The sequence below is a fragment of the Dyella psychrodurans genome (assembly GCF_003363265.1).
Lineage (GTDB): Bacteria > Pseudomonadota > Gammaproteobacteria > Xanthomonadales > Rhodanobacteraceae > Dyella_B > Dyella_B psychrodurans.
Window position 1 is genome coordinate 1,274,981 of sequence record NZ_QRBF01000001.1, and the last position, 19,222, is coordinate 1,294,202.

At 63.1% G+C, this 19,222-nt stretch carries 15 protein-coding genes; 9 read left to right on the forward strand and 6 right to left on the reverse strand.

Annotated elements, in window-relative coordinates; translation table 11 throughout:
• Window positions 1–216 precede the first annotated feature (216 nt).
• The 5 genes from DWU99_RS06115 to tilS all read left to right on the forward strand — a co-directional run bounded on the left by DWU99_RS06115 (window position 217) and on the right by tilS (window position 7,471).
• A complete protein-coding gene (locus DWU99_RS06115; protein ID WP_115477070.1) occupies window positions 217–423 on the forward strand; it encodes a hypothetical protein in 207 nt (68 codons plus the stop codon).
• 206 nt (window positions 424–629) lie between these two features.
• Window positions 630–4,172 (forward strand): DNA polymerase III subunit alpha, encoded by a 3,543-nt coding sequence (dnaE, locus tag DWU99_RS06120; protein ID WP_115477071.1) that lies wholly within the window; start codon window positions 630–632, stop codon window positions 4,170–4,172.
• Window positions 4,173–4,374: 202 nt separating this feature from the next.
• Window positions 4,375–5,331, forward strand: a complete 957-nt coding sequence (locus DWU99_RS06125; protein ID WP_115477072.1) for an acetyl-CoA carboxylase carboxyltransferase subunit alpha — start codon at window positions 4,375–4,377, stop codon at window positions 5,329–5,331.
• A gap of 90 nt (window positions 5,332–5,421) precedes the next feature.
• Complete coding sequence (locus DWU99_RS06130) at window positions 5,422–6,174, forward strand: NYN domain-containing protein (protein WP_115477073.1); 753 nt, start codon at window positions 5,422–5,424, stop codon at window positions 6,172–6,174.
• Entirely contained in the window at window positions 6,167–7,471 is a 1,305-nt protein-coding gene (gene tilS / locus DWU99_RS06135; RefSeq protein WP_233510891.1) for a tRNA lysidine(34) synthetase TilS, read from the forward strand. Before DWU99_RS06130 ends, tilS begins: the two co-directional genes overlap by 8 nt.
• A 342-nt stretch (window positions 7,472–7,813) precedes the next feature.
• Here the strand turns inward: tilS and DWU99_RS06140 are convergent, their stop codons facing one another.
• On the reverse strand, window positions 7,814–9,109 hold the full coding sequence (locus tag DWU99_RS06140; protein ID WP_199535703.1) for an MFS transporter: 1,296 nt from the start codon (window positions 9,107–9,109) through the stop codon (window positions 7,814–7,816).
• Between the two features lie 192 nt (window positions 9,110–9,301).
• Here DWU99_RS06140 and DWU99_RS06145 point away from each other — a divergent pair, with 192 nt between their 5' ends.
• Together DWU99_RS06145 and DWU99_RS06150 are read left to right on the forward strand one after the other, a co-directional pair.
• On the forward strand, window positions 9,302–9,559 hold the full coding sequence (locus DWU99_RS06145) for an exodeoxyribonuclease VII small subunit (protein ID WP_115477074.1): 258 nt from the start codon (window positions 9,302–9,304) through the stop codon (window positions 9,557–9,559).
• 25 nt (window positions 9,560–9,584) lie between these two features.
• Window positions 9,585–10,427 carry a polyprenyl synthetase family protein gene (locus tag DWU99_RS06150; RefSeq protein WP_199535704.1) on the forward strand — a complete coding sequence of 281 codons (843 nt, stop codon included), beginning with the start codon at window positions 9,585–9,587 and terminating at the stop codon, window positions 10,425–10,427.
• 76 nt (window positions 10,428–10,503) lie between these two features.
• On the opposite strand, the gene DWU99_RS06155 is transcribed toward DWU99_RS06150, so the two are convergent.
• From DWU99_RS06155 to pmbA, 3 genes are all read right to left on the reverse strand, one after another.
• Window positions 10,504–10,875 carry a DUF4870 domain-containing protein gene (locus DWU99_RS06155; RefSeq protein ID WP_115477076.1) on the reverse strand — a complete coding sequence of 124 codons (372 nt, stop codon included), beginning with the start codon at window positions 10,873–10,875 and terminating at the stop codon, window positions 10,504–10,506.
• Window positions 10,876–10,930: 55 nt separating this feature from the next.
• Window positions 10,931–11,365: a DUF4870 domain-containing protein gene (locus DWU99_RS06160; protein ID WP_115477077.1), complete on the reverse strand. Its 435-nt coding sequence runs from the start codon at window positions 11,363–11,365 to the stop codon at window positions 10,931–10,933.
• A gap of 82 nt (window positions 11,366–11,447) precedes the next feature.
• Complete coding sequence (pmbA, locus tag DWU99_RS06165; RefSeq protein WP_115477078.1) at window positions 11,448–12,818, reverse strand: metalloprotease PmbA; 1,371 nt, start codon at window positions 12,816–12,818, stop codon at window positions 11,448–11,450.
• Window positions 12,819–12,923: 105 nt separating this feature from the next.
• Between pmbA and DWU99_RS06170 the strand changes: the two genes are divergently transcribed.
• Both DWU99_RS06170 and yjgA read left to right on the forward strand, forming a co-directional pair.
• Window positions 12,924–13,154 (forward strand): DUF1653 domain-containing protein, encoded by a 231-nt coding sequence (locus DWU99_RS06170; RefSeq protein ID WP_115477079.1) that lies wholly within the window; start codon window positions 12,924–12,926, stop codon window positions 13,152–13,154.
• Window positions 13,151–13,687, forward strand: a complete 537-nt coding sequence (gene yjgA, locus DWU99_RS06175; RefSeq protein ID WP_115477080.1) for a ribosome biogenesis factor YjgA — start codon at window positions 13,151–13,153, stop codon at window positions 13,685–13,687. Before DWU99_RS06170 ends, yjgA begins: the two co-directional genes overlap by 4 nt.
• 120 nt (window positions 13,688–13,807) lie before the next feature.
• Here the strand turns inward: yjgA and tldD are convergent, their stop codons facing one another.
• Complete coding sequence (gene tldD / locus DWU99_RS06180; RefSeq protein ID WP_115477081.1) at window positions 13,808–15,247, reverse strand: metalloprotease TldD; 1,440 nt, start codon at window positions 15,245–15,247, stop codon at window positions 13,808–13,810.
• Between the two features lie 77 nt (window positions 15,248–15,324).
• A complete protein-coding gene (locus DWU99_RS06185) occupies window positions 15,325–19,212 on the reverse strand; it encodes a YhdP family protein (RefSeq protein WP_115477082.1) in 3,888 nt (1,295 codons plus the stop codon).
• Window positions 19,213–19,222: the final 10 nt, after the last annotated feature.

Genomic DNA, 19,222 nt, shown 5'->3' on the forward strand with positions numbered 1-19,222 from the left:
TTTTTCGCGCGGCCCCGTTCATCTATCTATGCAACCTTTCCTATTGCGCGTGCATCCGAGCAGGTATAGGAATGGAGTTGCAACATCGCTGCGGCAGATCGCATGCACTGACGCAACGCTACTTCCGCAAGGACGCCAACAATAATCGTCCTATGCCCGCCCAGCGCGTGGAACGTCCACCGCGTCTCATGCACAGCGGACTCTAAGGAGAGTGTCATGATGCTTCCTTTCCGCCGCCGCCCAACGTCGCCGAAGCCTTCGCCCAAGAACGCCGACACAAACGTCGAAACGCTCGAAGCACCACCGGTCCCTGCTGGCAACGTCAACCCGTACCATCTCGACTACAACCATGAACCACTGAAGGTGGAGGGACTTTCGCACTACTTCCAACCGATAGGTGATGAGCGGTTCCGCGTGCACTGACCACGTCACTGCACGACTCGTCCAATGAGCTGAACCGGCAGATCTCCAATGGCCGGGTGCGCGAAAGGCGCTATCCACCGCCGTTAGTGCCGTTCGCGGCCCGTCGCCGGACCGGGGATAAACCGGCTCCCTCAAGCGCGGGCTTGTCAATTCTTGCCCGCTACCGACCACACCGTTAGGCTGGGGCATTGCTTCGCGTGCGAGCCATGTCCCTCCGTTTCGCTCATCTGCATCTGCACAGCGAGTATTCGCTGGTCGACTCGACCATCCGCATCAAGGCGCTGGTCGACGCCTGCGTGCGCGACGGTGCGCCAGCGGTGGCGCTCACCGACGAATGCAACATGTTCGCGCTGGTGAAGTTCTACAAGGCCTGCAGCGCGGCCGGCATCAAGCCCATCGGCGGATGCGACTTGTGGATCAGCGCGCCGGACGATCCTCGCCCGTGGCGTCTCACCGTGCTGTGCCAGAACCGCGACGGCTATCTCAACCTTTCCCGCCTGGTGTCGCGCGCGTGGCGCGAAGGTCAGCAAGGTGGTCGCGCCCTGGTCGACGCCACCTGGCTCACCGCCGATGCGACGTCGGGTTTGATTGCTTTGCTCGGGCGTGAGAGCGAAATCGGCCGCATCGCAGTCCATCAAGACACCCACACCGCCATGCCGCGCCTGCAAGGGCTGGCACGGCTGTTCTCCGATCGCCTGTACCTGGAACTGACCCGCTGCGGCCGCGAAGGCGAGGAAGCGTGGAACAACGCCGCGCTGACGCTCGCCACGGGACTCGACCTCCCGGTGATCGCCAGCAACGACGTGCGTTTCATCAAGCCGGAAGATTTCGAAGCGCATGAAGCGCGCGTGTGCATCCACCAGGGACGCGTGCTGGCCGATCCCAAGCGTCCGCGCGACTACAGCGAGCAGCAGTATGTGAAGCGCCAGGACGACATGGCCGCGTTGTTCGCGGACGTCCCCGAGGCTCTCGAAAACACCATCGAACTTGCCAAGCGCTGCAACCTCGAGCTGACCTTCGGCACGTACTACCTGCCCAACTTCCCGGTGCCCGAAGGCCACGACCTGGCCAGTTACATCCGCGAGATTGCGCGCGAAGGCCTGAAGGAACGCCTTGCCACCGCACCGCTGGCCGAGGGTTACACGCTCGCCGATTACGAAGCGCGACTGGAACGCGAGCTGGACGTCATCATCGAGATGGGCTTTCCCGGCTACTTCCTGATCGTGGCGGACTTCATCAACTGGGGTAAGCAGAATGGCATTCCGGTAGGCCCGGGCCGTGGTTCGGGCGCGGGCTCGCTGGTGGCGTGGGTGTTGAAGATCACCGATCTCGATCCGCTGCAGTTCAACCTGCTGTTCGAGCGCTTCCTCAATCCCGAGCGCGTGTCGATGCCCGACTTCGACATCGACTTCTGCATGGATCGCCGCGACGAGGTAATCGACTACGTCGCGCGCAAGTACGGTCGCGATCACGTCAGCCAGATCATCACGTACGGCTCGATGGCGGCGAAGGCCGTGCTGCGCGACTCTGGCCGCGTGCTCGGCATGGGTTACAACGCCGTCGACCGCATCGCGAAACTGATTCCGCCACGGCCGCTCGATCTCACGCTGTCGTGCGTCCTGGGCCGCTCGGAAAAGGCGCAAAAAGAACCCGATCGCGTCGTCAAGGAATTCTGCGAGCTGTATGAGCAGGACGAAGAAGCGCGCACGTTGATCGATCTTGCGCTGAAGCTGGAAAACCTTACCCGCAACGCGGGCAAGCATGCCGGTGGCGTGGTGATCGGTCCCAAGCCGCTGACCGAATTCGCGCCGCTGTTCTGCGAACCGGGCGGCGCCGGTGTCGTCACGCAGTACGACAAGGACGACGTGGAAGCCGTCGGCCTGGTGAAGTTCGACTTCCTCGGCCTGCGCACGCTCACCATCATCGACTGGGCGGTGAAAGCCATCAACGCGCGCCGCGAGAAAACCGGCGAAGCGCCCATCGATATCGCCACGCTGCCGCTGGACGATCCCGCGCCGTACGAACTGCTGAAAAAAGCGCAAACCGTCGCCGTGTTCCAGCTCGAATCCTCCGGCATGCAACGCATGCTCAAGGATGCCAAGCCGGACCGCTTCGAAGACATCATCGCGCTGGTGGCGCTGTATCGCCCCGGCCCGATGGATCTGATTCCCAGCTTCGTCGCGCGCAAACACGGCCGCGAGGATGTCGAATATCCCGATCCGCGCGTCGAACCTGTCCTGAAAGAGACCTACGGCATCATGGTCTATCAGGAGCAGGTGATGCAGATGGCGCAGATCGTGGGCGGCTATTCGCTCGGCGGCGCCGACCTGCTGCGCCGCGCGATGGGCAAGAAGAAAGTCGAGGAAATGGCGAAGGAACGCGCCAAGTTCCGCGAAGGCGCCGCCAAGGATGGATTAAGCGGCGAAAAGGCCGACGCCATCTTCGACCTGATGGAAAAGTTTGCAGGCTACGGCTTCAACAAGTCGCACGCAGCCGCGTACGCGTTGGTGTCGTATCAGACCGCGTGGCTCAAGGCGCACTATCCCGCCGAATTCATGGCCGCCACGATCTCGTCGGACATGGACAACACCGACAAGGTGGTGACCTTCCTCGACGAATCGCGTGCCATTGGCCTCACGATTCTTCCGCCGGATGTGAACGCATCGGTGTTCATGTTCGTGGCGGTCGAACCCAGGGTCATCCGCTACGGACTCGGGGCGATCAAGGGTGTCGGCCAGGGCGCCTGCGAATCCATCGCCCAGGAACGGCACCAGGGCGGCGCTTACAAGGATCTCGCCGACTTCTGCCGGCGCGTCGATCCCGCCAAGCTAAACCGGCGCGTGCTGGAAGCGCTGATTCTCTCCGGCGCGCTGGATGCGCTGGCGCCCACCCGCGCCAGCCTGATGCTGCAGTTGCCCGACGCCATCAAGGCGGCCGAGCAACACCTGCGCGACCGCCAGTCCGGCCAGAACGACATGTTCGGCGCCGCCATGGGTTTGACCGCGCCAGTCGTGCAGGTGGACCTGCCGACCGCGCCCGAATGGCCGCTGGAGCAGAAGCTCCAGGGCGAACGCGACACGCTTGGCCACTACCTCTCCGGCCACCCGACCGATCCGTGGCGCGAGGAACTGGCACAGCTGGCCACCTGCCCGCTCGGCGAGATCGCCGACCGCTACCAGCCGCCCAAGCCGCGCCGTAACGACGGCGACGACGGCAACCGCTTCCGCCGCGGCCCCGATACGCCGTGGACGGTGGCAGGCATGGTGGTGGCCGTGCGCAAGCGCGGCGACAGCGACGCCTTCGTGCGCCTGGAAGACGGCACCGGCAGCGTCGAAGTGAGCTTCTTCGGCGAGATCTACCAGCAGGTCGCACCACTGCTGACGCGCGATGAGCTGTTGGTCGTCGAAGGCGGACTGCGCATCGACGAGTTCTCCGGAGGCGGTTTCCAGCTGCGCGCACGCAGCGCCTATACGCTTGCCGACGCCTGCCGCCGCTTCGCGCGGCTGCTGCGCGTGAAGGTCAACGGTATCGGCCCCGATTTCATTGCCCAGTTCCGCCAGGCCCTCGCCGGGCACCGGGGCGGCAACGCCAGCGTGGTGCTCAGCGGCTATCACAACGCGATCGCGCAGGCGGACTTCGAATTCGGCCAGGACTGGAAAGTACACGCGATTCCCGAACTGCTGCGCGCCGTACGCGGCGTGCCGGGCGTTGCGGGAGCCGGAGTCAGGATCGTCAAAGGAGACAGCTAGCCCGCCTTAACTCCCGTCCCTGCGTTCGGCCGGAGCGGGTTGGGGAGGGGGCAAGCCCCCAACGTTGCCGCAAGATTGAAATACCGTCTCCAGACCTGCCCCTGCAAGCAGAGGGAGAGGCAAGGACCGCCATACGCCCCCGTTCTCGCGACGTCACGCACCCCGGGTATACTGCCCCGCTTCTGTGCCACCTAGTGCCCGAATGAATCACAATTTCCTCGATTTTGAACAACCGATTGCCGAGCTGGAGGCCAAGATCGAGGAGCTCCGGCATGCCAGCAGTGGCCAGGCTTTCAATATCGACGAAGAGGTCGGCCGTCTTCGCGAAAAGCTCAAGATCAAGACGGCGGACATCTTCCGCACGCTGACGCCTTGGCAGGTCACCCAGTTGTCGCGCCATCCGGCGCGGCCGTACACGCTCGACTACATCGGCGTGATATGCGAGGAATTCCACGAACTGGCCGGCGACCGCGCCTATGCCGACGACGCCGCCATCGTGGGCGGCCTGGGCCGCATCAACGGGCGTCCGGTTGTCATCATCGGCCATCAGAAAGCACGCGATACCAAGGGCAAGGTACGCCGCAACTTCGGCATGCCAAGGCCGGAGGGCTATCGCAAGGCGCTGCGCCTGATGAAGCTGGCGGAGCGTTTCAAACTGCCACTGTTCACGCTGATCGACACGCCCGGCGCGTATCCGGGCGTCGGTGCCGAGGAACGCGGCCAGAGCGAAGCCATCGCACGCAACCTGCTGGAAATGGCCGAGCTGAAAGTGCCGATCATCTGCACGGTCATCGGTGAAGGCGGTTCGGGCGGTGCGCTGGCCATCGGCGTGGGCGATCGCACGATCATGCTGCAGTATTCCACCTACTCCGTGATCTCGCCGGAAGGCTGCGCCTCGATTCTTTGGAAGAGCGCGGACAAGGCCAGGGATGCGGCGGAAGCGCTGGGCCTGGTCGCTCCGCGCCTGCTCGAGTTAGGCCTGATCGACAAGGTCGTGCGCGAGCCCCTGGGTGGCGCGCACCGCAACCCGCAGTCCATGGCCATACGCCTGAAAGCCGTGCTGCTCAACGAGTTGGACAAGCTCGAAGCCATTCCCGTACCCCAACTGCTCGAACAGCGCTATCACCGCTTGCGCAGCTACGGGGCGTATCAGGAATAAGTCGAACGATCTTCCCTACTACGAGGGAAGATATACATCGCTCATCACGCCCGCGCGCTACCATCCCGGCATTCCTCGGGACGCATGCCCATGGCCAACGATCAAACCACCAAACTTGCCGTACTGATCGACGCCGACAATGCCCAGCCTTCCATCGCCGATGGATTGCTGGCCGAAGTGGCCAAATACGGCACGGCGCACGTGAAGCGCGCCTACGGCGACTGGACCGGCAATCATCTGAAAAGCTGGAAGGAACAACTGCTCACGCAGTCGATCCAGCCGATCCAGCAATTCAGCTACACGAGCGGCAAGAACGCCACCGACTCGGCCATGATCATCGATGCGATGGATCTGCTTTACTCCGGCCGCTTCGACGGCTTCTGCATCGTCTCCAGCGACAGCGATTTCACCCGTCTCGCCGCGCGCATCCGCGAATCGGGCCTGATCGTCTACGGATTCGGCGAGCGCAAGACACCGGAACCTTTCGTCGCCGCCTGCGACAAGTTCATCTACACCGAAATTCTCGTTGCCAAGCCCGACGAGGAACAACCGCTCAAGCCGCGTACCGCCGCACAACTGAAACAGGACAGCGGTCTGATCAACCTGCTGCGCAACGCCATCGACGCCGCATCGGACGACGAAGGCTGGGCAGGCCTCGGCGGCGTGGGATCGATCATCACCAAGCAACGCCCGAATTTTGACTCGCGCAGCTACGGCTACGGCAGGCTCAGCGAACTGATCGAGGCCATCAAGTTGTTTGAGCTGGATCGGCGCAGCCCCGGTGACGGCCGCCCGAAAGCGATCTACGTGCGCAACAAGAAGAGCCCGGCGGCGCGTGGCTGACGAAGCAGCTCTGCAAGACATCCTGCGGCAAGCGTTGAACGCGCACCCGCAGGGATCGCTGTGCGTCGCTTACAGCGGCGGTCCGGATTCCACCGCCTTGCTGCATGCCTTGGCACACATGCGCGAAGCGCGCGCGCGCGGCTTGCGCGCCATGCACGTGGATCATGGCCTGCATGCAGAAAGCGCGCGTTGGGCCGCGCATTGCCGCGCCTTCTGCGCCGCGCTCGGGCTGGTGTGCGACGTGCATGTCGCCAGCGTGGATCGCTCCGCCGGCATCGGCCTGGAGGCCGCCGCGCGGCACGCACGCTACACGATCTTCGCCGAACACCTGCATGCGAACGAACGACTCGTCTTCGGTCATCATCAGGACGACCAGACGGAAACCGTGCTGTTGAAATTGCTGCGCGGCGCGGGACCGGAAGGACTTGGCGGCATGCGCGAGGAGCGACCGCTTGGATGCGGCACGATCTGGCGGCCCTTGCTCGATACACCTCGGCAGGTATTGCGCGATTATGTGACGGCGCACGACCTGGCATGCATTCACGACCCATCGAACGACGATCGGCAACTTGCGCGCAATCATCTGCGCCACGGCATCATGCCGCTTTTACAAACGCATTGGCCGCACGCAGCCATCTCCATTACGCACAGCGCCAGGCTGTGCCGCGAGGCAGCCGACACCCTGCAGCACGATTGGCGTGCCGCGTACGAAAGCTTGCGCGACGAAGAAAACAACAGCCTGGACGCGAAGGGCTGGCTTGCACTTGCGCCCGCCTTGCGCGATCCGTTGCTGGCACATTGGCTGCACGCTCAAGGTTTGTCTGCGCCGACCACGGCGCAACGCAAACAGATCGAACGCCAATGCACCGCGCAGCATGGTCAGATGCCGTGCATCCAATGGCCCGGAACCGAAGTGCATGTGTGGAAAAACCGGTTATGGGCCATGGCGCCACGCAAGCGTACCGACTGGCCTGCCGAGTTGCGCTGGCAAGGCGAACCGCTGACGCTACCCGATGGCGGCGTGTTGAGGATGGAGCCAGCCACGCAACTTCCCGTCACACTGAGCGTGCGCTGGCGCAGTGGCGGAGAACAAATCAAGCCGGCCGGCGATCGCCACACTCGTGATCTTCGCTCGCTGTATCAGACGGCAGCGATTCCCCCGTGGCAGCGCGACGGCTTACCGTTGCTCTACGAAGGCGACGAGCTGATTGCCGTGGCAGATCGTTGGTTGAGCGCGCGCGCCGAAGCGCTATTCCAACAACTCGGCGCACGCCCACGCTGGCAACCCGCGACATAAGTTGGGTCGCCCGGAATGCAATCCGGGCTAACCCAACCTACGCAGTCGGGATGCTCTGATTAATTCTTCGCAGGCGTCACCAGTCCTGTCTGTTCGCAGGCCGCAGGACCGTCGGCGAAGGCAGACTGGCTGTCTGTCGAGACGGCGGGCCGAAGGCATGCGGACAGACAGGACTGGCCCCAACGTGCTGAATTTAAGTGATGGGGTGATGTCCAGAAGGCCCGCAGGCTGCGCCGCGCGGCTTGGCAAGACGGCCAGTCTTCCCGGCGCCACGCACCACAGCCTGCGAGCCTTCTGGACATCATGCCGCCTACGAAGAATTAATCAGAGCATCCCTAGGCATCAAGGTTTCTGCCCAACCTTGCTTTCCAATCCTTGCGGCGCCGACATGGCTGCGGCACCCGCCACCCTGCGATTGACGAAATACATCAGCGTCAACGATATCAGCGTAGTACACACCAACACGTCACCCAGCACATCGAAGTGCAGAAGCCGGCCATCGCCGATCTGCACGACCACCAACCCACCCAGCACAGCGGCAAGACCGCCGGATACCTGCTGCAAGGACGAACTGATCGACATGTACGCGCCGCGATCGGACGGTTTAGGGAGCGCCGACATCAATGCCGACGACGAAATGATGCGCGAGAAAATGCCAAGCTGGAGCAGCGCACTGACACCAATCAACGGCCACAAGGCCAGATTAGACAGGCGGGTATAGATCACCACCATCACAATCGTCACTACGCAGCCGAAGGCAAACACGCGGTACTTGCCGAACTTGTCGCTCGCACGACCGATCAGCGGCCCTGTCACCGCCGAGATCAAACCGGTCACCAAATACACCAGCGTCAATTGATCCACCGAAATACCCACGTTATGCACCAGGAACAACGTGGAATAAGGCATCAGCAGAAAGCCGCCGATGGATAGCAAGGCGGTGGCGACGAAACCGATCAGGTAACTGCGCGAGGACAAGGTGTGCAGCAAATGGTGCAGCGGGTTCTTATCCTGGCGCAACGCCAGATGCGCGTTCACGGGGCGCAGCCGTCCTATGATCGCTCCGCCCACCACGGTACACACCGTCACGATCAAGAAGAACGGTGCATTCCAGCCCCAGTGACTGGAGAGAAACAAACTCATCGGCAAGCCCAGCACGGAACTGGCGGCGAATGCCGTCTGGATGAAACCCATCACGCGCCCGCGCATCGACAACGGAAACAAGTCGGTGACGATGGCCATGGATGCCGCGCCTACCACGCCGGCAAACAAGCCGGTCACCGAGCGCGCGATGAGCAAGCTCATGTAGTTATGCGCGAGCCCGCAAAGCAACGTGCCGAGCATGAAGCCGCCGTAGAAAACCAGCAGCAATTTTTTCCGGTCGAAGCGATCGGCAAAGCCGGCCGCGAGAAGGCCAGAGACGCCAGCCGCAAACGCATAAGCCGACACCACATCGCCGAATTGCCCGGGTGTGATGTGCAAGGCCGGCACCACCAACGCACCGAGTGGCGCCAGCAACATGAAATCCAGCACGATGGTGAACTGCAGGAAAGCCAGCACGGCCACCACGAATTTCTGGTAGCCGGAAAAACCCGTGCCGCCCGTTTCGGCGGCCTGCAACGACGAACTCCCGGTCACGACAACTCCTAGGCGACCCTCTGCAGGCGCCGCGCAATATTGGGGATAATGGCAACATAGGATTTCGATATATCGTTTTCAAGCCTCCCATTCGTCATGCCAGCGCCAACCCGTCCGTGCAGCCTTTCGCGCGTAGCCTGTGGCCTTCGCGGCAATTGATTCCACCCTTGCGCTGCGCTAGCGTTGCCGGCCATGGCCAAGCCCACTCCCGCACCCGCTGAAACCCCACCGGTCGCCGACTTCGAGCACTCGCTCGATGAACTCGAACAACTGGTAGCTCGCATGGAAGGCGGCGACATGAGCCTGGAAGAGTCGTTGAGCGCCTTCGAACGCGGCATCGGCCTCTACCGCCACTGCCAGCAGGCGCTGGATCAGGCCGAACTGCGCGTGCGCCTCCTGCTCGATCCCGACGCCCCCGATACCGCCCAACCGTTTGAACCCGAAGCATGAACTAAGTCCGGCCTTGCGGGCGCTGATGGCCCGCGCCGAGCATGCGTTGGACAGCATCCTGCCGCCCGACGATATGTCCCCCGTCGAATTGCATCGCGCCATGCGCTACGCCGCACTCGGCGGTGGAAAGCGGCTGCGCCCGCTGCTCACCTACGCCACCGGCCATGCGCTCGGCTACGACGGCCCCGAACTCGACGCGCCGGCCTGCGCAGTCGAGTTGATCCACGCTTATTCGCTGGTACACGACGATCTTCCGGCGATGGACGACGACGCCATGCGCCGAGGTCGCCCCACCTGTCACATCGTGTTCGGCGAGGCGATGGCGATTCTTGCGGGCGATGCCCTGCAGGCGCTGGCCTTCGAGATCCTCGCGCGCGGCAATCGGGAGCGCGGCATGGCAATGCTCAGCACGCTCGGCCACGCCTGCGGTGCCGAAGGCATGGCCGGCGGCCAGGCCCTGGACCTGTCGGCGACCGGCTGCCTGCTGACGCTGCACGAACTGGAACACATGCACGCCTGCAAAACCGGCGCGCTGATCCGCGCATCCGTGCGACTGGGTGCGCTCACGATCCATGCAGACGCCCCCACGCTTGATGCCCTGGATCGTTACGCCGCTGCAGTGGGCCTGGCTTTCCAGGTGCGCGACGACATTCTCGACGTCGAAGGCTCGACCACCGTCATAGGCAAAACCGCCGGCAAGGATGCGGCCGCGGGCAAACCCACCTTCCCCTCCATCATCGGCCTTGATCCATCGCGTGCGCGGCTGGACGAGCTGACCGATGCGGCGCTCGATGCGATCGCACCGCTGGGCGAGCGCGGCGAATGGCTGGGTGAATTGGCGCACTACGCCGCTCACCGCATTCGTTGAATCCATCCGACGTACATAAGAAGAAGCCCGCGTTGCCGCGGGCTTCTTCGTTGGCAGTGGGCAAAACAGCGGTGATTCAGTTGATCAGCCGCAACGCAAACGGATAGCGATAGTGGCCGTCGGAACTGACCTTCACGGCCGCCACGATGCAAAAAATCAGGTTCACAAACCACAGAACGCCCATCAGCAAAAAGCCGATCAGGATGACCTGCAAAATCGTGCAAGCTATCCCTGCAATCGTTATCGTGATCTGGAAATTGAGGGCTTCCTTGGCTTCACTCGTGAGATAGGCCTTGTCCGGGCGATCCTTGTGAATCAACCACACGATCAACGGCACGATGAAATAAAAAACAAATCCCGAAAGATGGGTAAGCATGGCCAGATTGCGATCGTTGCTGGATGCGATCGGCTCGGCCGGCGGCGAGACCTGATCGGACGGCGTGCTCATAAAGCTCCCTCCTTACATGGTTGTACCTGCGACGTGCCTGACGAGAACGCGCAGGCTACTTGATCAACCTCAGCGTGAACGGATACCGATAACGCACGCCTTCATTGGCCTTGACCGCGGCAATGATGGTGAGCACGAACCATCCGATACCGATGACCACCCACATCGGAATGGCAATGATCAGGCCGATACCGAACGTAATGGCGGACAGCACCACCAGCGCGAGCGTGATGATCGCCACACTGATGTTGAAATTCAGCGCTTCCTTTCCCTGATCGGCGACGAAGGGCATGCTGTCTTTCTTGATCAGCCAGATGATCAACGGGCCGAGGAAGCACGCAAAGCCGCCGCCGTGCATGGAAGTGACAACGGCTCCGAGCAGTGCCGAAAGGTGAGCGGCCATGGCCCAGGTGCGTTCCTGGGCGGGAATGTCGCTAGGCGATGATGGTTCGCTTGGCGGCGGGACGACGGACTCAGGCGGAACGCTCATGCGTATCTCCTTGCAAGTCGTGCAGACGCCGGCCCCCTACCGGTGAGGCCATCCTAGCAGGGCTCGCAGGATCTTGCCGGGCTTATTCCCCGGCAATCGTCATGCGATCGAGCAGGATGGAACCCGTGAGCAGATGCGATCGCCGATCCACATCGGCGCCCACGGCCACGATGCCCGTGTACATGTCGCGCAGATTGGCGGCGATGGTGATTTCTTCGACGGGATAAGCGATCTCGCCGTTCTCGACCCAGAAACCCGCGGCACCGCGCGAGTAGTCGCCGGTGATGGTGTTGACGCCCTGCCCCATCACTTCGGTAACGAGAAGGCCCGTGCCCAGGCGCTTGAGCATGCCGTTGAAATCGTCCGCCGCACCGCCGTCCGCATGGCCTGGTTCGACGATGAGGTTGTGAATGCCGCCCGCATTGCCGGTCGATTCCAGACCGAGCTTGCGCGCGGAATAGCTGCCTAGGACATAACGCGCGAGCACGCCGCTTTCGATCAGCGCGCTGTCGCGTGTCGCAACGCCCTCGGCATCGAACGCGCCAGAGCCTTGCCCGCGCAGCAGATGCGGACGCTCCACGATATTCATCCACGCCGGCATGACTTGCTTGCCCGCGTGATCGAGCAGGAAGCTGGCGCGGCGATACAGCGATCCGCCGCTCACCGCACCGATCAGATGCCCGATCAGGCCGCGCGCGACATCCGGCGAAAACAGCACTGCGCACTGTCGCGTGGACAGGCGGCGCGCACCCACGCGCGCCAGCGTGCGTTCGGCGGCTTTGTCGCCAAGTTCCCGCGCGCTCATGAAATCGCCTGCGCTGCGCGCACTGTCGTACCAGTAATCGCGCTGCATGCCCGCATCGTCGCCCGCGATCAACGACAGCGACAACGAATGCCGCGTACCGCGCTCGCGCCCGATGAAGCCATGCGAATTGGCGTACACCGACACGCTCTCGCCCATCTGCACGCCGGCGCCTTCGGAATTGGTAATGCCCGCATGCGCGCGGCCGGCCGCTTCGATCTCCTGCCCCAACGCAATCGCGTCGGCCGTGTCGATGGCCCAGGGATGCCACAGATCGAGTTCCGGGAATTGGGTCGCCATGCGCGACGCATCGGCCAACCCCGAAGCCGGGTCTTCTTCCGTATAGCGAGCGATGGCACAGGCCTGGTCCAGCGTGGCCTGGATCGAATCGGCGTTCAGATCGGCCGTGCTCGCGGAGCCCTTGCGCTTGCCGAAGTACACGGTCAGCCCGAAACCACGGTCGCGCGTGTGCTCGACCGTTTCCACCTCGCCCAGCCGCACGTTTACGTTGAGGCCGGTGTCGATGCTGGCCGATACCTCGGCCTGGCTGGCGCCGGCGGCACGGGCGCGGCGGATCACGTCCTCGGCCAGTTCCGCCAGACGGTCGAGTTCACGCCGGCTGGCGTCCTGGTTGATGGCAACGTCGCTCACTTGGGTTTCCTGGAGGAATGGCAGTTACAATAGTTGGACATGGGGCCGCCCAGACCCATTGCCAATATTGAAGTTGAAGCTCTAAAGGTTGCCACAGGAGCAGCCATGTCCATAGCCACCGGCATCTATCGTCACTACAAGGGCCAGAGTTACCGCGTGCTGGGTACGGCCCTGCATAGCGAAACCATGGAAGAACTGGTCGTCTACCAGGCGCTTTACGGCGACTACGGCCTGTGGGTGCGTCCCGCAGCCATGTTCGCGGAAACGGTCGAGCTGGATGGCGAGCCCATCCCGCGCTTTGCCCTGGTCGATGCACCTGATCGGAAAACATTGTGAACCGCACGTACACCGACAACCCCGACCACGACTACGGCCCTACCCGCACGCAACAACGTCGCGACGCGCTGGCCGTGCTGGCATTCGCCACGCAACTGTCGGAACTGCCGCCAAGCAAACTGGCGAGGGCCAACTTGCCCGAAGACGTGCTGCGCGAAATCGACAGCCTGCGCCGCATCACTTCGCATATTGCGCGCAAGCGCCAGCTCGGCTTTCTCGCGAAAGTGATGCGCAAGCACGACGACGAGGTGTTCGAAACGGTACGCGCGCTCATGGGCGAAAACCGCGAGCAGCAGCGCAAGGAAACCGCGGCGATGCACCGGCTCGAGGACTTGCGCGAGCGCCTGATGGCGCATGACGACGCACTGCAGGAACTGATCGATCAATATCCGAACATCGACCGGCAACACGTGCGCTCGTTGATACGGCAGGCACGCCTGGAGCGCGACGGCAACAAACCGCCACGCGCGTATCGCGAGATCTTCCAGCTATTGAAGACGGTTTCGACAGCCATGGACGAAGACGTCGAGTAATCGCGTATCTCTACTCCTCACCCTGCAAAGCAGGGGGAGGCTGGGAGTGGGTCGAGCTCTTCCGCAAGATTGCGTAACCCCTCCCCAACCCTCCCCTGCTCGCAGGGGAGGGAGCAAGAATCAGGATGCCGTGCCGCCCACCGTCATGGCTTCAACACGCAGGGTCGGCTGACCGACGCCCACCGGCACGCTCTGCCCTTCCTTGCCGCACACGCCGATGCCTTCGTCGAGCGCCAGATCGTTGCCGATCATCGACACGCGCGTGAGCACATCCGGACCGCTGCCGATCAGCGTCGCGCCCTTCACCGGCGCGGTGATTTTGCCGTCCTCGATGAGATAGGCCTCGCTGGCGGAGAACACGAACTTGCCGTTGGTGATGTCGACCTGGCCGCCACCGAAGTTCACGGCGTACAAGCCCTTCTTCACCGAGCGGAGGATCTCCTGCGGATCGTGCTGGCCGGCTAGCATGTACGTGTTGGTCATGCGCGGCATCGGCAACTGCGCGAACGACTCGCGGCGACCGTTGCCCGTGGGCGCCATGCCCATCAGGCGCGCGTTGAGCTTGTCCTGCATGTAGCCCTTGAGGATGCCGTCCTCGATCAGCGTGGTGCATTCGGTCGGCGTGCCTTCGTCGTCGACGCTGAGCGAACCGCGACGGCCCGGCAGCGTTCCGTCGTCGACCACCGTGACACCGGGCGCCGCCACGCGCTGCCCGATACGACCGGCGAAGGCCGAGCTGCCCTTGCGATTGAAATCGCCTTCCAGGCCGTGGCCGATGGCCTCGTGCAACAACACGCCGGGCCAACCCGGGCCCAGCACCACGGTCATCGTGCCGGCCGGCGCATCGATCGCATCGAGATTGACCAGCGCCTGGCGCACGGCCTCGTCGGCAAACGCCATCGCACGACCGTTTTCGAGCAGCTCGCGATAACCGTAGCGACCGCCGCCACCGGCATAGCCTTGTTCGCGACGTCCGTTCTGTTCCGCAATCACCTGCACGCTCAAGCGCACCAGCGGACGCACATCCGCCGCGAGCGTGCCGTCCGATCCGGCGACAAGCACCGTATCGAGCGTCGCGTTCAGGCTGACGATCACCTGCTGCACCCGCGGATCGCGCGCGCGTGCATACGCATCGACTTCGCGCAGCACGGCGATCTTGTCGGGATTGGGCAGGCTGTCGACCGGATCGATGGCTGGATACAGCGCCTTGCCGCCATGCAAGGCGAGCGGCTTGCCTGCGCCATGACCGCCTTGGGCGATCGCGCGTGCAGCCTTGGACGCTTCCAGCAGCTGCGGCAACACGATCTCGTCCGAATAGGCGAACCCGGTCTTCTCACCGCTGATGGCGCGGACACCCACACCCTGTTCGATGGAATGGCTGCCATCCTTGACGATGCCTTCCTCCAGCACCCAGGACTCGCTGCGCGAGTGCTGGAAATAGAGGTCGGCCGCATCGATGGACGGCCCCATCAGCTGCGTGAACACACGGTCGAGGTCACCGGTCGCCAATCCACCAGGGGTAAGGAGGCGGCTCTCGGCCTGTGCAATCAGGGAATTCATTCGGGGCTACCGTTGCGTTGCGTGTGAACTAACGAATTATGGGCAAATTCCGCGGCTTAAAGTGCACAGCCGAAAAATCAGGGATTCGCCGGCTTAGCAGCACCGGACACGGCAGGTGCCGTCGAAGCCGCACTCGCCGGCGCCGGCGCGGAACTGGCCGCAGCAGGAGCCGCCTGCTTCTCGGCGCCGCCCGACGTGATCACGGGTTTGTCCCAGCTGCCTGTAATGGTGTAGCGCTGAACGGCCATGTGGCTCAAACCCTTGCCCAGCACACCCTGCACCGCAAAACCCGCCGCCGCGCCAATCGGGCCGGCGACGACCGCGCCCACCACCGGCAGGCTGCTCCCGACGTGCGGGAGGATCACGACCTGCTGGTCGTAGTCGCGAGCGTGCAGCCCGGTACGACCGGTGATGGTGATTTCAGCCGCAGGTCCATGAATCTTCACGTTGTCGGTGTAGGCGTTGCCGTCCTTCAGCTGGAATTCGCCGCTAATCAAATCGAAGGCAAACCCTTTGCCGAACACGTCGTTGAAATTCAGCGACAACCTGCGCGGGAATTCGGCGATTGACGCGAGTCCGAAGAATCGTCCGCTGACACCGGGCGATGCTTTCGGAATCAGTCCGTTGGTGACGTTCACCTTCAGCGTGCCGTCCATGCTGCCGAGTTCGAAAGCCCACGGACCACCGGGCCATGTGGCGTCGAGCTCATCGTGTGTCTTGCCACCTTGGAAGATGTCTTCGTATCCGAATTCATTGAGCATGTCGCCCAGATTGTTGGCATCGAAGCTCACGTGCAAACGGGTCGCGCTCTTGGTGGGGGACCCGTTCCAATCGCCGCTTCCATTGATCTGCACGCTCTTGGAATGCGTGGACAGTTCATCGATGTGCATGCCAGAGGCCGTCGGCCACGTTTCCAGGCGTGCGTCGCCAAGTTTGGTATCGCCCAGGCGCAGGTCATGCACCCAGAAATGCAGGGGTGAGATGCTTATGGGATCAATGCCCGTATTGGCCGGGTCGCTTACGGGCACAGGCGCAGCACCTGGCTTCTTGGCTGGCATTGTCGGTTCTTTAGGCCAGTACATGCGCTGCAGGCGGGCAGTAATGCCGCGCTTGGCCAGCGACACGGTCGGTACGCTGAAATGGCCGGCTGCGGCGGCGCTATCCACATCCAATTCAAGCGTGTCGCCTTTGGGCGCCGCCGAGATATGCATTTGCGCGAAGTCGCGGCCGAATACCTGTGCGTGTTCGGTCGTGACATCGATGGTCTCCAGGCCGATGCCACTGCTGGCGCTGCCGCCGATGGATTGCCGAACCCAACCGGTAACGTCAAGTTGCGTCGCATCGCCACGGATGCGCATGCCTTTCACCGGAAGGCTGTCGGGTATCTGATTGCCAAACGCGAACGTTGCCGCCAAGGGCGATTGATTGTCCACTGGCAAACGCATGCGCCCGCTCATGACCGATCCCAGTGCCAACTGCAAATTGCTTCCCGCCATCGGAAGGCTCATGGTCAGGTGCAAGGGAAGATCGGTGTCGTCGTCGGCCTTGTTCAGCGGCACGGGGAAGTTCAACGCAACGCCGGTCATCGGCGAATCGATGCTGAGCGTCTGCGCGCCTGGCGCGTCGTCGGTGGCATGTGCAATCTGATAGCCGACAGTAAACTGACTGCGACCCGTAGCAATGTCGCCCAGCCACTTCAGTTGCGAATAACCTTGAATGAGTTCGGGAACGGTGTAGTTGCCGCTCAGCTTCGCAGCCACGACGGTGTTCGGATCGCCCGTGGCGCCGGCAATCGCCAGATCGAGCTGCGAGGGTTCGCCGCGAAATCCACCCGCCAATGGACCCGCATGAAAACCGTGCGCATCGAAGGTAGCCGGTCCGTTGAGCTTGTCCACCTGCAAATGCCAGTCCGGTGCGCTGAAATCGACGTCCTTGAATTGCGCGTTCCCGTCGAGCAGGAAATCGTGCATGTCCTTCATCGGCAGCGACAGATGGAAATCAAAACTGCCGGTACCGCCGAGCTTGATCTTGGCGAGCGCGTCGGCCTGCTTTCTTGCAATGGGACTGCTGCCGACGAAATTCAGCATGTCCGATGCGTTGCCGCTTCCGTTGACGTTGAGATCCAGCGTGGCATGCGCCAATTCGGGAATCACCGCGACGGCGTTGTTCACGTTCACATTCAGCGATTGTCCGCTGGTGGTCTGCACCACCATGCCCGCATCGATGAAATTGGCGACGCCCTGGATATGCTGCGCGACAGGCCAATCCTTGCCGTAGCTGAGCGTGAGATCGTTGAGCTCGGTGCGCGCTTCGAAGCGGCCTTCGTTGTGGTGAAACGGCCAATTCGCAAGACTGCCGCGCACCAGCACGGCGGTGTTGTCCATCTTGCCGGCTACAAACGCCTGGTCCAGCCATTCGATGGCCTTGGGCGACATGGAATCGATCGGCCAGAACAGCTTGGCCGCCGAGACATCGGCGTGCGTGAGCGCAATGTACAGGTCCAGGAACGGGCGCCCGCCATCGCTGGGCAGCTGAACTTCGCCTTGCGCGTTGCCGCCGTAAGCTTCGCCTTCGAAATCCATGTCGGCCACGCCGATATGCGTGGCATCCTCGTCGCGCCATGCTGCAAAGTCGCCGGCAAGCTGGCTCATGACGAAGGGCTTGCGGAAGGTATGCGGGAAGCTGATGGTGACAGCCTGCGCAGGCACCTCCAGCGACACCGCTTCGCCATCGCCGCGTGCTTCGCCGCGCAGATGATCGAGGCCCGGCAGTTTGCCGATCGGCGCAATGCCTACGTTGTCGAACGTCGCGTCCAGGGTCTGCAAGCCCGTCGCCGCATTCCAGTGGAACACGGCGTGTTGCAGCTCACCGTGCGCCTGCCCACCGGCCAACCACTGCGCCAATCCGGGTGATAGCCCTGGCTTCAGTCCAAGCCACGGCAGGAGCGGCGCCAGCTGAAGCTGACTGGCCACGGCGGCGATATCGCCCTGCGGCGTACCGAGATGGTTGATATCCACGCGCAGCGCGCCGCCGTCGTTGTCGGCCCAGCGCAGGGCGTAGCCGTCTTCGCGGCGGCTGAGTTCCGCCAGACCACCGAGGGCGGGAACGCTTGCCTTGACACCTGTCGGAGTGGTCACTGACAGATCGCGTACGTTGAGCTGGAACAGCTCGCGCACGATCTGGTCGTGGCTCCAATCCATCCAGACGGCCAAATCGCCGCGACCGCTGTCGATGGTGTACCCGCCGAGGCCGAAACCTGCTGCCAGGCCGTGCAGGTCGGCATTCTGCGCAGCCAGCCAAAACTTGCCGCCGGCACCGTCGTCGCGAAAACGGCCTGCCGCCTGCAACTCGCCCGTTGCGCCCACGCGATGCACGCGCGCGCCCACGCGAACGTGGTCGCTCTGATGCGTCAGGCGCAATTGGTCGGCGATCACCGTGTAGCGTTGGCTCAGCAGTTGATCGTTGATGTCGACGCGCAGATTGTCCAGCCACAGCTCAATCGAAAGCCGGCCGAACGAAATGTTCTGACGTTCCGAACCGCCCGCTACGCCGATGCCATTGATGTGCCACTGGCTGTTGGCGTCGCGCGTCAGATCCAGTTCCAGATCATGAGCCTGCAGGTTCAACAGATGCCGCGACGGAAACAGCCAGCCGCCGAAGTCCAGTTTCAGGTCGACCTCGGGTACATGCAGCGGACTGCCGCCGGCGCTCGATCCGATAGTGACGCCACGCATGACGAAGCGCGGGCCGGAAGGCTCCGATCGCCCCTGCAACGAGGCGAAGGTGACCGGCTGCTGAAGTTTGCTGCTGAGCTCCGCGGCCACCCATTCCGGATGCTGGGCCAGCAACGGCAGCAGCAACTGCGCGAGTGCGGCGCTTACCGCCAGCGCAATGACCAACACACCCACGACCCAGGCCAGGCCGCGCCCTATCCGGCGCACCCATTTTTGCAACGCGGTGCTCACCGACGGCCAG

Bases quoted from the DNA above. Each gene is read 5' to 3' on its own strand.
- DWU99_RS06115 (WP_115477070.1), top strand. From the start codon at position 217: ATGATGCTTCCTTTCCGCCGCCGCCCAACGTCGCCGAAGCCTTCGCCC.
- dnaE (WP_115477071.1), top strand. From the start codon at position 630: ATGTCCCTCCGTTTCGCTCATCTGCATCTGCACAGCGAGTATTCGCTG.
- DWU99_RS06125 (WP_115477072.1), top strand. From the start codon at position 4,375: ATGAATCACAATTTCCTCGATTTTGAACAACCGATTGCCGAGCTGGAG.
- DWU99_RS06130 (WP_115477073.1), top strand. From the start codon at position 5,422: ATGGCCAACGATCAAACCACCAAACTTGCCGTACTGATCGACGCCGAC.
- DWU99_RS06145 (WP_115477074.1), top strand. From the start codon at position 9,302: ATGGCCAAGCCCACTCCCGCACCCGCTGAAACCCCACCGGTCGCCGAC.
- DWU99_RS06150 (WP_199535704.1), top strand. From the start codon at position 9,585: ATGGCCCGCGCCGAGCATGCGTTGGACAGCATCCTGCCGCCCGACGAT.
- DWU99_RS06155 (WP_115477076.1), bottom strand. From the start codon at position 10,875: ATGAGCACGCCGTCCGATCAGGTCTCGCCGCCGGCCGAGCCGATCGCA.
- DWU99_RS06160 (WP_115477077.1), bottom strand. From the start codon at position 11,365: ATGAGCGTTCCGCCTGAGTCCGTCGTCCCGCCGCCAAGCGAACCATCA.
- DWU99_RS06170 (WP_115477079.1), top strand. From the start codon at position 12,924: ATGTCCATAGCCACCGGCATCTATCGTCACTACAAGGGCCAGAGTTAC.
- tldD (WP_115477081.1), bottom strand. From the start codon at position 15,247: ATGAATTCCCTGATTGCACAGGCCGAGAGCCGCCTCCTTACCCCTGGT.